Origin of the sequence: Streptomyces sp. NPDC050528, from assembly GCF_044457795.1 — a bacterium.
In the GTDB taxonomy this organism is placed as follows: Bacteria; Actinomycetota; Actinomycetes; order Streptomycetales; family Streptomycetaceae; genus Streptomyces.
The window spans coordinates 83790-97151 of record NZ_JBITHH010000013.1 but is presented as its reverse complement, the minus strand read 5'-3'; the positions used below and the strand labels follow the sequence as shown (position 1 = coordinate 97151).

The following is a 13362-nucleotide window of genomic DNA, read 5'->3' as shown; positions in this document are numbered from 1 at the left end:
GTCCGCTCGGCGACTTCCGCTACGCCCTGCCTCACACCTTCCGATAGCTGTACGCCTCCGCAGCCGCCGCCTCCACCGCGTCCAGGTCCGCTCCCGTCGACGCCGTGACGACCGCGGCCACCGCGCCCTCGACGAACGGGGCGTCCACCAGGCGGGTGCCGGTCGGGAGTTCGTCGCCTTCGGCGAGGAGGGCCTTCACGGTGAGTACGGCGCTGCCGAGGTCGGTGAGGACGGCGACCCCGGCGCCACGGTCGACGGACGCGGCCGCCGCGGCGATGAGTTCGGAACTGGTGCCGAGCCCACCGCCCTCGGTACCGCCGGCGGCAGCGAGCGGTACTGAGGTGCCCGAGCCGGACAGCCCGCGCGCCAACTCGGCCACGGAGGCGGCGACTTCGGCGCTGTGGGACACCAGCACGATCCCCACGAGCTTCTCGTCACTCACCGGTGGCCTCCGTGGTCGCGGCTTCCTGGAGCGCGGCGATCAGCAGTGCCGAGGAGGTGGCGCCCGGATCCTGGTGCCCGATGCTCCGCTCCCCGAGGTAGCTCGCCCGGCCCTTGTGGGCCTGCAAGGGGGTGGTGGCCACGGCGCCCTCCTCGGCGGCGGCCCGTGCCGCGGCGAAGCCGTCCGGGAGCGCGTCGAGTGCCGGGACGAGCGCGTCGATCATGGTCTTGTCGCCGGGCGCGGCCCCGCCGAGGGTCATGACCGCCTCGACTCCGGTGCGCAGCGCGAGGGCGAACTCCTCCTCGCTCACCTCGGCCGCGTCCCCGAGCGCCTTGCCGGTACGGCGCAGCAGCGTGCCGTAGAGCGGGCCCGACGCGCCGCCGACCGTCGAGATGAGCGTGCGGCCGGCGAGGATGAGGACGGCGCCCGGGGTGTCCGGCGCCTCCTTCTCCAGGGCGGCCGTCACCGCGGTGAACCCGCGCTGCAGGTTCGCGCCGTGGTCGGCGTCGCCGATGGGGGAGTCGAGGTCGGTGAGCCGTTCCGCCTCGCGGGCGACGGAGGCGGCGGTCGCCGTCATCCAACGGCGGAAGAAGTCGGCGTCGAGCACGGGATCTCCTTGCGTGGTGGGCGAGTTGGCCGGATACGCCGTCGGGTCACATGCCCCAGCGCAGCCCCGGCGTCTTCACCGGCGCGTCCCACAGCCGCAGCAGTTCCTCGTCGATCTGGCACAGGGTGACCGAGGCACCCGCCATGTCGAGGGACGTGACGTAGTTGCCGACCAGTGTGCGGGCGACGGCGACCCCGCGCTCGGCGAGCACACGGTGGACCTCGGCGTTGAAGCCGTAGAGCTCCAGGAGCGGGGTCGCGCCCATGCCGTTGACCAGGAGCAGGACCGGGTTGCGCGGCGACATGTCTTCGAGGATCGCGTGGACGGAGAAGTCGGCGATCTCGCCGGAGGTCATCATCGGCCGCCGTTCCCGGCCCGGCTCGCCGTGGATACCGACGCCCAACTCCAGCTCACCCGGCGGCAGATCGAAGGTGGGGCTGCCCTTGGCCGGGGTGGTGCAGGCGCTCAGCGCGACACCGAAACTGCGCGAGTTCTCGTTGACCTGCCGGGCGATCGCCGTCACCTGGTCCAACGGCTGCCCCTCGGCCGCCGCGGCCCCGGCGATCTTCTCCACGAAGAGCGTCGCGCCGGTGCCGCGCCGCCCCGCGGTGTAGAGGCTGTCGGTGACGGCCACATCGTCATTGACCAGCACCTTGGCGGTCCGGATGCCCTCGTCCTCGGCGAGCTCGGCCGCCATGTCGAAGTTGAGGACGTCGCCGGTGTAGTTCTTCACGATGAAAAGAACCCCGGCCCCACTGTCCACAGCGGCCGCGGCCCGCACCATCTGATCGGGCACCGGCGAGGTGAACACCTCACCAGGACAGGCCGCCGACAACATCCCCGGCCCGACAAACCCCCCGTGCAACGGCTCATGCCCCGACCCCCCACCGGAAACCAGCCCCACCTGCCCGGCCACGGGGGCGTCCCGCCGTACGATCACCCGGTTCTCGACGTCCACGGTCAACTCGGGGTGGGCGGCGGCCATGCCGCGCAGCGCGTCCGTGACCACGGTCTCCGCGACGTTGATCAGCATCCTCATCGGTTCCTCCTGGCAACGCTAGCAGATGTGCCCCTGACCTGCGCCTTTGCTGGTCAGAGAGGGGTTGTGTCGGTCATCGATCTTGGCGGTTCATGGCGGTCGGAAGCGGGTTCTGGCGGGGCTGATGCTGACTTAATGCTGACTTTGGTGATGGGGTGTCAGGTCTCTGGAGTTGGTCGGACGAGGGTGGCTGGGGTGCCCTTGCGGCAAGTATCGACCTTGCAGCAGTGAAGGTCACGGGCTGGGACGCTCATGGGGTGTCTGGGACTGTTCTGCCGGCTCCGCTCTGCGGCAGGTCGCAATGATGGGCGGTACGTGTCGACTCGATGCGTCAGTGAGGGGGAGGAGTTCTGCCGTGAGGTTCAGGAACAAACCGCTTGAACCACTCGGGCTATGCGGTGAGCCCAGGGGCAGAACCCGGCGTACAGCTCGGCTCGTCTGTCGGCAGGGCTCTGACCTGGTCTTATGGCTTGGTCGGGGCCCTTTTCCGTGTCTGGGGGCTTCCCGCTTCTACCTGCGAGTTCCCGGAAGTTCCCGTGGAAGTGTGCACGCGTTGTGCACTGGGATGCTGTTCCGGCGGTGGGTCTGATGAGTGATGTCACCGACTCCCGGGAGGGAATGACCGGGAGCCGAGGCGTCGATCTCGATGCGTGGATCCGTCCTCTGTGTGCCCTGGTGGTTGCCGGGGTCGCGGCCTACGCCTCATATGTTCACCAGCGGGAGTTCGCGTTGCAGGGTGGGGCGGACACGGTCAGCGCCTCGTTGTGGCCGCTGTCCGTGGACGGCCTTCTGCTCTTGGCCACGGTCGGCTTGCTGAAGCCTTCCGGGGCCCACACTCGCCGCGCCCGAGGCGCGGTGTGGTCGGCGTTCCTTCTGGGTATCGCGGTCTCCCTGGCTGCGAACGTTGCGGCGGCCCCGGCTTTGGAGTGGAAGCCGGTGTTGGTCGCCGGGTGGCCTCCGGTGGCACTGCTGTTGTCGGTGGAGTTGCTGGTGCACCGCCCAGATGGTTTTCAAGGGGAGCGGGGAGGGCGAAGGGGGCAGGCGAAGATCAAGCGGCTGCATGATGACGACGACCCGTTGCTGGTGCAGGCTCGGCTGCTTGATGCCCGGCATCGGGAGCTTCACCAGCGCCCCGCGTCGGCCGAAACTCTGCGGAAGGAGTTGAGAGTTGGAGCCAGGCGATCGCGGCAGTTGGCGGCTCTTGTGCGGGGTGGCCGCAGCCTCGGGATGGCCACGGAGAGACCCGGGCCTGAGCGGACGCAGGGAACTCACCAGTAGGTCCTTGGCCGTGCGATGGCGAGGGGGCCAGCTGCTTGCGCTGGTTGGGGTGAACCCGGTCTCGTCGCCACCAGAGTCGACCAGCGACTCAGCCGTGCTTGATGCGGACGAATGGGGCGGTCTCCTTTGACGGCAGGATTGTGCCGAGCGGGACAGCGTCGTGGCACCGCCCCTAGTACGAGTGGAATGTTGCCCTGCGGCTCCGGCCGCGATGCGCGTGTGTGATGTGCCGGGCGCGTCGTGTGCGAGCTGTGAACCGGCTATGGCACGCTCGGTAGATCCTTCGCCATCTCCACGACCGGGAGTCGGCGACCGATGGCGTGAAGTGTCCAGGGGGACGTGATGGTGTTCAGGCAGGTACGTGTCGCAGTTGTGGTGGCTGCGGTTGCCGTCGGTCTTGCAGGCGCCGCTTCGGCAGACACCACGAAGCCTCAGGATTCCCCGGGCACGAAGGTCGGCTACTTCTCCTACGAGCCTTTGGCCGGGGACAACAAGACCGTGGGCTACTTCTCCGATCAGCCTTTGCCGGAAGGCGAGGTCACACCCGTGTCGCGGCTTCCGGGCGCCGTACAACGGCAGTTGGCGGGCGGTGGTGTCGTGGCGCCGCAGGCTGATACGCCTGATGGCTACAAGCTGCGCAAGGGCTCGCGCAGCACGGACTACGTGTACAAGTCGGCGGACGTGTACGCCATCGAAGCCAACTGCGATTCCAACGGGTGTCGCCCCGTTCAGCAGGTCAAGGTCGCCATCAAGGAGTACGTGCGCGGGCGAACGTCGAAGTACTGGGAGATCACCTTCTACGGCAGCCGCTGGACGGGGCCGTCCCAGTTCCACATGGACTACCTCTACGAGTGCGGTGTCAACATCCCCAACGCCTCGGACGAGACCTGTTCGACGTGGAAGAGCGACGGAGCGCAGGGCCATGGTTCCGGCGTCGCCGTGAACAACCAGCACATCGTGAAGAACTTCGGCCGTACGGCTGTGGTGACCAGGTTCCCCATGATCAATATGTTCGTGACCTTCGCGGACGGTTCGCACGCGGTCGGCGACGATGGGAAGTCCGGAGAGAAGTTCCGCGGCTGGGACGTCTGCGTGACCAACACGACCACGAAGCTGTGCCACAGTACCGGCGACGGCAGTTGAGCCGGTGTACGGCGGAGGACAGAGACAGTGAACTGGACCGAGCTGCGGGACCTGCTGACCCGCTCGCCCAAGCCCGCCGTAGTGGGCCTTCACACCTCGATCCAGCCCCGGCGTGACAACGGACGTGGCTGGCCTCCCGCCAGCGTGGTTCGTACCTCCACACGCTTCGCGCACCGTCCGCCCAACGACTGGTTCCTCGACCACGGCAATGGAGACATCTCCCTCGACGTGCGGGAACCGGATGAGGATCCCCGCGAGGAAGATGCGGTGCGCGGGCTTGAGTTCGGTGCGGACTTCCCGTGGGACCTGGTCCCCGAGCCGGCCCGTCTGATCGCCCCCGTGCCCGGTTCGGCGCTGACAGCGGCGACGAACCAGGGCGAGCCGACGGCGGTACGCCACGACGGACGGGATGCCTGGGCGGTCACTCTGACCACTCCTTCCGTCCCCCACCCCTTGCACGTAGTCGTCGATGCCCGGACCGGCATCCTCCTGGCGGCCGAGGTCAAAGAGGCCGGCTACCGGGAAGAGCTGTCGGAACTGGAGTTTCCCGGAGAGCTGCCGGACAGCCGCTTCCAATGGAGCGATGCCATGGCAGAGGAGGAAGAAGCCCACCAGCGCCGGCGCGACGAACTCGCCGCGCACTACCGCAAAAAGGCGCTGCCCATTCCGGCCTTCTGGCCCGGCGGCCGCGACCACTTCGAACCGCACGTGTTCGACGGCGACCTCGCCACCGGCGCACTCGCGATCGACCTGTACAACGACGGGGCACCGCAAGAGACGCCCGCCATGGCGGTGCTCATCAGGCAGCAGCCGGACACCGCGCCCTTCGAGCCCGGCTGGGTCGCGGACCCACAAGCCTTCGTCCACCGCTGGCAGGACGGCAACTGGCAATGGACGCTGGCCTTGTGGGGACGACCACTGTCCCCCGACGAGTTGGAGCGGGTCAAAGGCTCCATGGCCGAGAACTGAGAACGGCGACCACAAAGGACGCTTCGGCATTGGCGTGATCGCCCGGAACGGAACTGCCTGGGCGATGGCCTGGGACTCGATCCGTTGAGCAGTTGGACACGCATTCGCTTCGGCTGCTCATCAGCGGGGCGCAGGATGCGGCCAAGACCGACTGTCAGTGGTGCCACATACCCTGAATGAGCACCTCGGTTGGCTAAATGTCGCCGTGCCGTGTCCAGCGAGAAGGGTAGGGCGATGGCTGATCGCAAGACCGTGACGCGCCAGACGTTCATCGGCGAGAAGGGCATCGCCCTGATCGAACGGCGCTGCTTGGAGATGGGCCACCTCTTCCATCCCCGGCGTGTCGATCACGGCATCGACGGGCACATCGATCTGGTCGACCCCGACAGTCAAGCCGTGCTGAACCTGACCCTGCTGGTCCAGAGCAAAGCGCAGGACCGGCGCTTCTCCGGAGAGACGGACGACGGCTTCCACTACGTCTGCGACCAGCGCGATCTTGATCACTGGCTGTCCGGCAACTCGCCGGTCATCCTGGTGTTTTCCCACCCTGAGAGCCACGAGGCGTGGTGGGTGGAGGTCCGGGCGGCGTTCCCGGACGCTGTCAGCCGTGCTGCTCGGCGCGTGGAAATCGACAAACACACTCAGCGGTTCGACCGCGACGCAGCCCAGGCACTGTTGCACCTGGCCATGCCACGGACGACGGGCCTGTATCTGCGGCCCGCGCCGATCACCGAAGTGCTGACGACGAACCTGCTACCTGTCAACGAGATGCCGCCGACCGTGTATCTGGCCTCTACACCCTTCACCAGCTACCGCGCGGCCGGTGCTGCATTGGAGGCGCAGGGGCAGCGCGAGTCCGGCTGGATCCTGAGGGACAAACTGATCCTGTCCTTCCACGACCTGCGGGACTCACCTCTGCGGGTGCTCTGCGACGGAGATCCCGAGCGGCACGAGACCAGGGAGTGGGCGGACAGCGACGACCTCGACACCCAGCACCGCTTCGCTGATCTGCTCTCCCGGACCGTTCAGGACTCCTATCGAGACCTGCGCTGGCACAAGGACCGCAAGCACATGCACTTTCGCGCGACCTCCAACCTGCAAGCCCGCAAGGCCGGCAGGGGCCCCGGATCACGCGGTCGGGCCGTGTTTGCTCCGCACATCTCCAAGTCCGACCCGCAGCGCGTCGGTTACTACCACCACGCGGCGCTGCGCTCCAGATTCCGTCGCCTGGACGGAGTCTGGTACTGCCAGTTGGAACCGGACTACTGCTTCACCACCGACGGGTACACGGAGCACCCTTACGCCGACCGACTCCTTGCAGGGATCAAACGCCTCGACCGGCACCCGGCGGTCAGGGGCTGGACCCGCATGTGGGCCAACTACCTACGCCAGGACGCCGATCTGTTCACCGCAGCACGGCCCGTGCAATTCGGGGAACTCGCCACCATGACGGTCGACCGCGGTATCGACGACCGATTTTGGGGGCCTGCGCCCTCCGGGGCTGCGCCTGAGGATGACCAGGAATCGGCTGCTGCGGGGCAGGAAAGTCTGGACGCAGCTCTGGCTGTCGCGGACACGGATGCTCAGGACCTTCTCGGCCTCCTGCAAGCCGGCGATGACGACACCGGCGTTCCCCGACGAAGAAACCCCGGAAGCAAGGCCAGGTCCGCAGGACTGCGGACACCACGTCAGGGACGGGCGAACAGCGAGAGGCGAGGCCGGTGATGCACTCGGTGATCCTTGACGAACCTGAACTGGAATTCGGCGGAGCGGCCCGACACATCGATCCGCGATTCGGGATCACGAACTACGGCCCCGCAGATCTCGGTGCTGCTGACGCCCCTCGGGCGATCCGCGTCGGTCTGGTCGGTCCCGCGGACCAACTCGACGGGCTGCGCCGATGGCTGGAGCGCTGCCGGGAGCCCCTCGCGGCCAAGGACGAGAAGTACCCGCATCTGTTTCCCGAGTTCCCCGGCTGTGACACGGACCGTGGCCTGCACACCACCCTGGTCTTCAGCGACCGCAACACGCGGGTGATCAGCAGCCGCGACCTGCGCGCCATCGAGACCGCTGATCAACCGGCAGCCCTGGTCAAGGCCGTGAGCATCTACGCGGAAGAGATCAGGACACTGGCTGACGAGAACCGCGTCGACGTACTCCTGGTCGCCAGACCCGAGCAACTCATCGACACCGCCGCCCGATCGGCCCGCCACTTGAACGAATTCAGCGACCTTCCAGTCCAGGGCACGCCCGACGAGCCGGCCCCGGCCCAGTTCGCAAACTTCCACGACCTGCTCAAAGCCCGGCTGCTGCACCTGCGCCAGCCCATCCAGATCATCCGCCGCAGTACCTGGGACGAAGCCACCCGGCCTCCCGAGGGCCACAGCCGCCAGGACGAGGCCAGCCGAGCCTGGAACCTGCACGTCGCCCTCTACTACAAGGCCGGTGGAGTCCCATGGCGCCTCCTGCGCAATCCCGCTGACCTCACGACCTGCTACGTCGGCGTGGCCTTCTACCGCAGCGACGACGACGGTTCTCTGAGCACCTCCGTTGCGCAGGTCTTCAACGAGCGCGGGGACGGGGTGATCGTGCGCGGAGGACCGGCGCGGATCAGCCGCACCGACCGCCAGCCCCAGCTGGCCCGCGCCGACGCACAAGCCCTCCTGCTGCACGCCCTGGACGCATACCGGCGCGAACACCACACCGCACCCGCCCGCATCGTGCTGCACAAGACCTCGGCCTTCACCGTCGATGAGGCCGGCGGCTTCCAGGACGCTGCGGACGAACGGTTCATCGACACGCTGGAGATGAGCTGGATCACCAGCAGCGAGGGAGCCGCGGTCTACCGTCCCGGCGACGCACCGCCCCTGCGCGGCACCCTCGTTGCTCTCGGCGCACGCGAACTCGCGCTGTACGCCACCGGCAGCATCGAGTTCTACCGGACCTACCCAGGCATGTACGTTCCGCACCCGATCGGCATCAGGCCCGTGACTCCCACCCGCAACCCCCGTGAACTTGCCGCCGAAGTCCTTGCCTTGACCAAGATGAACTGGAATCAGACCCGGTTGGACGGACGACTCCCCGTCACCTTGCGGACGGCCAACCAGGTTAAATCCGTCCTGCGCTTTTGCCCGCCCGACCAAGCCGTCGCCACCCGCTACGCCCACTACATGTAGTCAGCCGCTTGGGTGCTTCGCTGTCCGCCGTCCCAGGCAGGCACGCCTTGAGGCCGGGATCGGGAGAACTTCGAGCCGTGGGCAGGCCGCTGTCCCCGTGTCCGAGGTCAGTGCTGTGCCGCTACACCGAGGTCGTCAAGCAGCCCGCGGACCCGGCGCTCGATCTCGTCCCGGATGGGGCGGACGTCGTCGACGGACTGGCCCGCGGGGTCGTCCAGGGTCCAGTCGAGGTAACGCTTGCCGGGGAAGACCGGGCAGGCGTCGCCGCAGCCCATGGTGACGACGACATCGGCGGCGCGGACGATCTCCTCGGTCCAGGGCTTGGTGAACTCGCGGGAGATGTCGATGCCGCGCTCGCTCATCGCGTCGATCGCCGACGGGTTGATTTCGTTGCCTGGTTCGGAGCCTCCGGACCAGGCCACGGCGCCGTCGCCGGCGAGGTGTTGGAAGAAGCCGAGGGCCATCTGGCTGCGGCCGGCGTTGTGGACGCAGAGGAAGAGGACGACGGGCTTGCCGTCGGTGATGTGGCCTTCGACCTTGGCCAGGGCGTGCAGTCGCTGGCGGGCGAAGCGTTCGGCGAGGAGCGGGAGGTAGTTGGGGATGGTGCTGCGGTTGGCGAACTGGTCGTAGCTGGAGTGCAGGAACCGCTCGATGGTCTCCTCGCCGAAGGTGCCGTCGAACTGGCGGCGCAGGTGGGTGGCGGCGGGTCTGCACTGGTCGGTCCCCGACCCCACCCGCACTGGCACCGACGAAGCATTCGCCGCCGCCTTGAGTGACCTCGCCAACCGGATCGACCGGCTGGCCGTCGGGTCAACTGGCTCCCCCTTCCCACTGGGCCACCGAGCCCGCCGGACTCGCCGGAACAGGCGAGTTCGGCATGGCGGTCGGTATCTGGGCGATGATCTCGTCCGTCGCCACCGCGCTCTCGGCGACCGCTTCGGGCGCCGCACGCTCTACCTCGTCGGCGTCGTCGGATTCACCGTCGAGTCCGTGGCGATCGGCCTCGCCGGCTCGGTCGAGGGCGTCATCGCCTTCCGCGCCGTGCAAGGTCTCTTCGGCGCGATGCTCATGCCCAACACCCTGGCCGACCTCTCCTACACCCCGCCCCTGGGCTCACCCTGGGACGCGGTCCAGATCGCCGCGCAGGCGTGGATGAACGAGCACCACCTCGACGTACAGCGCCGGATGCTGGGCGCCCGCTGACGCCCCGCACCGGCCTGCGCGACCACGAAGCCGCCGACGCCGGACGGGGCTGGACACCGGCGACCACCGCGAGCCGCCCCGACGACCACAAGGCGTACTACCCCGGCGCCGGCTGGCACCCGGCCCTGGTCGACACCGTCCGGCTGTGGGACACCGCTACCGTGCAAGCCCTCAAGTGCCGCAGCTGCGTACCCGTGGACGCCTGGGAACCGTCCACCATCACCGTCATGGGCGACGCCGTCCATGCCATGAGCCCCGCCCTGGGCATCGGCGCCAACACCGCACTGCGCGACGCGCACACCCTGGGCGGTCAGCTCCTCGCCGTCGCCTCCGGCGACAAGCCGCTCCTCGCCGGCATCGCCGGATACGAGCAGGCCATGCGCGACTACGCCTACCACGCCCTGCGTATGTCCGCGTTCGTCGGCCAGAAGGTGATCGGGCACCTGCCTCTGCCCGAATAGTCACGCCATTGCTCGGGCGGTGCCCAAAAGCGCCGCCCGAGCCCACCATTCGCTCACACCGAACCGGCCGTTTCCGCTCCACGCCCTGGCGTCGGCGACGGGCGATCCGCGACGACCGCGAGCGCTGTATGGCTCGGGCGGTTACAGCGGGCCCCACCGGGGCGGCTCGCGCTGGCTCCGCCACGCGTTCGAGGGTGGCCAGAAGTGGCCCCACCCTGGCCATTTCCGCAGCTCGGGAGCGGGGCCATTTGAAACCGTCCTTCAACGGTCAAGCAAGTGGGCCCAGTTGTAGCCGCCCGCGTGGGGCCGCCGCGAACCGCCCGAGCCACGCTGTATTCACCCCGGCACACACCGGTGTTGGAGGCCGCCCTGATGTCGCACCGACCTCACCCCCCTGCAGAAATGACTGCCGCTGCTTGTCGCTCGACCGGTCAGGGTGTCTCGGCCGCCCCATCTGGTTCCTGCATGATCGGTACGGTGGTACCGGGACGACGAGAGGGGCGGCGCTGCCGTGGGTGAGGAAGCTGGGATCAGGACGGCGAAGGAGGCCGCGGATCACGAGCTCATCCTGGCGTTCGGGCGGCTGCAGGGGGCGGCGAACCGGCTGGAGTACATCCTCGGCCGGGCGCTGGAGGTGGAGTGCGGCATCAGTCATCTGGTGTTCGAGGTGCTGCTGATCCTTGGGCGTGCGGGTGAGCCGGGGCTGTCGATGCGGGCCATCGCCCAGGAGCAGGTGCTGACCACGGGTGGTGCCACCCGGCTGGTGGATCGCATGCAGGCGGCGGGTTTCGTGACGCGCGCGGATTCCCCCGATGACCGGCGCGGGAAGCTGGTGCGGCTGACGCCGTTGGGCGAGGAGACGGTCGTGCGCGCGTCCCGGGTGCACCTGGAGAACATCAAGCGGTATCTCGTGGACCCGCTGCCCGCGGCGGATCGGAAGCGGTTCGCGGAGGATCTCCGCATCCTCAGCCACGCGGCCCGGGACTTGTTGCCCCGCCTGCCCTGACCTGCGGGCCGGCGGCCGCGCTGGTGTAATGACGTGGTCAGCCACACCCGTGTGCCTCACCTCACACGAACCTTGAAATATCTGAGGCGTCAGTTACTGTTCTGTCAGGTGAATCGCTCGTAACCCGCGGGCGCACATCTCTGCCGAGGTCCTCGATGAAGCTCGTCTACGTCTTCGACGCCTACTGCGGCTGGTCGCACGGGTTCGCCGGAACACTGAGCGAGGTCGCCGCCCGTCACCCCGAACTGCCGGTCGAGGTCGTCTCCGGCGGCCTGTTCACCGGATCGCGGCGGGTGCCCGTCCGCCGGTTCGGCTACGTCCAGGGCGCGAACGCCAAGATCGCCGAGCTGACCGGCGCCGAGTTCGGCGCGGCCTACGACCAGCTGATCGCCGACGGCTCGTTCGTGATGGACTCCGAGGCCGCCGCCCGCGGCGTCGCCGCCCTGCGCCAGGCCGCCCCCGACCGCGCGGCGGAGCTGGCCGCGGCCCTGCAGGCCGCCTTCTACGTCGACGGACGCAGCCTGTCCGAGACGGCCACCTACCGGAAGGTCGCCCAGGCCGCCGGGCTCGACGCGGACGCCGTCGTCGCCGCCTTCGAAGCACCCGACGCACAGACCGCGGCCCACGCCGACTTCCGCCGCGCGGCCCAGCTCGGCGTCACCGGGTTCCCCACGCTTTTGGCCGTCGACGGCGACTTGGTCACCCCGCTGGCCTACGGCCAAGCCACCGCCGACGAGGTCGACGCACGCTTCGCCGCCCACTGACCTTCCCCTGTCCCCACTCCATCCCTCGCGCAAAGGAGCCCCCGCATGAGCACCCTCTCCTTCAAGGTCCTCGACCTCGACTTCCCGGCCGGCAGCAAGAACAAGACCGCCACCCTCGTCACCGGCGAGAACGACGCCCTGCTGGTCGACGCCGCCTTCACCCGCGCCGACGGCCACCGCCTCGCCGCCGAGATCCTCGACTCCGGCAAGAAGCTCACCACCGTCTTCGTCAGCCACGCCGACCCCGACTTCTACTTCGGTGCCGAGGTGATCGCCGACGCCTTCCCCGACGCGACGTTCGTGGCCACCCCGCTCGTCATCGAGCACATCCAGCACTCCTACGAGGGCAAGCTCAAGGCGTGGGCCGCGCTCGGCCCGAACCTGCCCACCCGCCTGGTCGACCTCACCCCGCTGACCGGTGACCTCACCCTGGAGGGCCACCGCTTCGAGCTCAAGGGCGGCCCGGCCGCGCTGCCCGACCGCCACTACCTGTGGCAGGCCGAGCAGCGTGCCCTCCTCGGCGGTGTCCTGCTCTTCCAGCAGGAGCACGTCTGGGTCGCCGACACCCCCACCCCGGGCGACCGCGCCGCGTGGATCGACCTGCTGGACGAAATGGCCGCGCTGCAGCCGGAGTTGGTCGTGCCGGGCCACCGTCTGCCCGATACGGCGGCGGACACGTCCGCGATCACCGCCACCCGCGACTACCTCGTCGCCTTCGAGGAGGAGCTCGGCAAGGCGGCCGACGGCGCCGCGCTGACCGAGGCTCTGGTCAAGCGCTACCCCGACAACGGCATGCTGATCGCCGCCCAGATCGGCGCGAAGGTCGCCAAGGGTGAAATGAAGTGGGGCTGACCATGGCCGAGTTCGAGACCTCCACAGCCCCCGCCGACGTCGTACGCCGCCAGTACCTCGCCTCCGCGGCAGGTGACCTTGAGGCGCTTCGGGCCACCCTCGCCCCCGACGTCGAGTGGACGGAGATGGCCGGCTTCCCCCTCGCCGGCACGTACCGGACCCCCGACGGCGTCACCGCCGGCGTGATGGAGAAGTTGGGCCAGGACTGGGACGGCTGGACCGCCCACGACGACACCTACGTCGTCGACGGTGAGAACGTCGTCGTCCTCGCCCGCTACACCGCGACCAACAAGGCGACCGGGAAGCCGATCGACGTCCGCGTCGCCCACCACTTCGTCGTACGCGCAGGACACATCGTCCGCTTCGAGCAGTTCGTCGACACCGCGCTCGTCCGCGACGCCATGACCCTCTGACGCACGCCC

At 68.7% G+C, this 13362-nt stretch carries 14 protein-coding genes and 1 pseudogene; 11 read left to right on the top strand and 4 right to left on the bottom strand.

From position 1 onward, the window contains the following. Positions 1-31: 31 nt before the first annotated feature. The 3 genes from ACIBK4_RS37735 to dhaK are packed head-to-tail and all read right to left on the bottom strand — an operon-like array spanning position 32 to position 2088. The gene (locus ACIBK4_RS37735; RefSeq protein WP_399002391.1) at positions 32-442 is read right to left on the bottom strand and encodes a PTS-dependent dihydroxyacetone kinase phosphotransferase subunit DhaM; all 411 of its coding nucleotides are present in this window, start codon (positions 440-442) and stop codon (positions 32-34) included. Next, positions 435-1049: a dihydroxyacetone kinase subunit DhaL gene (gene dhaL, locus ACIBK4_RS37730; protein ID WP_399002389.1), complete on the bottom strand. Its 615-nt coding sequence runs from the start codon at positions 1047-1049 to the stop codon at positions 435-437. The genes ACIBK4_RS37735 and dhaL overlap by 8 nt, the downstream gene beginning before the upstream one ends. 46 nt (positions 1050-1095) lie before the next feature. Then, positions 1096-2088 carry a dihydroxyacetone kinase subunit DhaK gene (gene dhaK / locus ACIBK4_RS37725; protein WP_399002387.1) on the bottom strand — a complete coding sequence of 331 codons (993 nt, stop codon included), beginning with the start codon at positions 2086-2088 and terminating at the stop codon, positions 1096-1098. Positions 2089-2553: 465 nt separating this feature from the next. On the opposite strand from dhaK, the gene ACIBK4_RS37720 reads away from it, so the two are divergent. The 5 genes from ACIBK4_RS37720 to ACIBK4_RS37700 all read left to right on the top strand — a co-directional run bounded on the left by ACIBK4_RS37720 (position 2554) and on the right by ACIBK4_RS37700 (position 8654). Then, positions 2554-3366, top strand: a complete 813-nt coding sequence (locus ACIBK4_RS37720; RefSeq protein WP_399002385.1) for a DUF2637 domain-containing protein — start codon at positions 2554-2556, stop codon at positions 3364-3366. 342 nt (positions 3367-3708) lie between these two features. Further along, entirely contained in the window at positions 3709-4509 is an 801-nt protein-coding gene (locus tag ACIBK4_RS37715; protein ID WP_399002383.1) for a hypothetical protein, read from the top strand. A gap of 27 nt (positions 4510-4536) precedes the next feature. Next, positions 4537-5478, top strand: coding sequence for a hypothetical protein (locus ACIBK4_RS37710; RefSeq protein ID WP_399002381.1), 942 nt, complete (start codon positions 4537-4539; stop codon positions 5476-5478). 234 nt (positions 5479-5712) lie between these two features. Beyond that, positions 5713-7203 carry a DUF4365 domain-containing protein gene (locus ACIBK4_RS37705; RefSeq protein WP_399002379.1) on the top strand — a complete coding sequence of 497 codons (1491 nt, stop codon included), beginning with the start codon at positions 5713-5715 and terminating at the stop codon, positions 7201-7203. Then, the gene (locus tag ACIBK4_RS37700) at positions 7203-8654 is read left to right on the top strand and encodes a hypothetical protein (protein WP_399002377.1); all 1452 of its coding nucleotides are present in this window, start codon (positions 7203-7205) and stop codon (positions 8652-8654) included. The genes ACIBK4_RS37705 and ACIBK4_RS37700 overlap by 1 nt, the downstream gene beginning before the upstream one ends. A 107-nt stretch (positions 8655-8761) precedes the next feature. Here the strand turns inward: ACIBK4_RS37700 and ACIBK4_RS37695 are convergent, their stop codons facing one another. Continuing rightward, entirely contained in the window at positions 8762-9400 is a 639-nt protein-coding gene (locus tag ACIBK4_RS37695; protein ID WP_399002375.1) for an arsenate reductase ArsC, read from the bottom strand. 178 nt (positions 9401-9578) lie between these two features. Here ACIBK4_RS37695 and ACIBK4_RS37690 point away from each other — a divergent pair. The 6 genes and pseudogenes from ACIBK4_RS37690 to ACIBK4_RS37665 form a co-directional block, all read left to right on the top strand. Continuing rightward, a pseudogene (locus ACIBK4_RS37690) lies at positions 9579-9740 on the top strand (MFS transporter); the annotation flags it as partial. 62 nt (positions 9741-9802) lie between these two features. Beyond that, positions 9803-10318: an FAD-dependent oxidoreductase gene (locus ACIBK4_RS37685; protein WP_399002373.1), complete on the top strand. Its 516-nt coding sequence runs from the start codon at positions 9803-9805 to the stop codon at positions 10316-10318. A gap of 511 nt (positions 10319-10829) precedes the next feature. Next, positions 10830-11324 carry a MarR family winged helix-turn-helix transcriptional regulator gene (locus tag ACIBK4_RS37680; protein ID WP_399002371.1) on the top strand — a complete coding sequence of 165 codons (495 nt, stop codon included), beginning with the start codon at positions 10830-10832 and terminating at the stop codon, positions 11322-11324. Between the two features lie 155 nt (positions 11325-11479). Then, positions 11480-12088, top strand: a complete 609-nt coding sequence (locus ACIBK4_RS37675) for a DsbA family protein (protein ID WP_399002369.1) — start codon at positions 11480-11482, stop codon at positions 12086-12088. A 45-nt stretch (positions 12089-12133) separates the two neighbouring features. After that, positions 12134-12940, top strand: a complete 807-nt coding sequence (locus tag ACIBK4_RS37670) for an MBL fold metallo-hydrolase (RefSeq protein WP_399002367.1) — start codon at positions 12134-12136, stop codon at positions 12938-12940. 2 nt (positions 12941-12942) lie between these two features. Further along, entirely contained in the window at positions 12943-13353 is a 411-nt protein-coding gene (locus ACIBK4_RS37665; protein WP_399002365.1) for a nuclear transport factor 2 family protein, read from the top strand. The last annotated feature ends 9 nt before the right edge of the window (positions 13354-13362 follow it).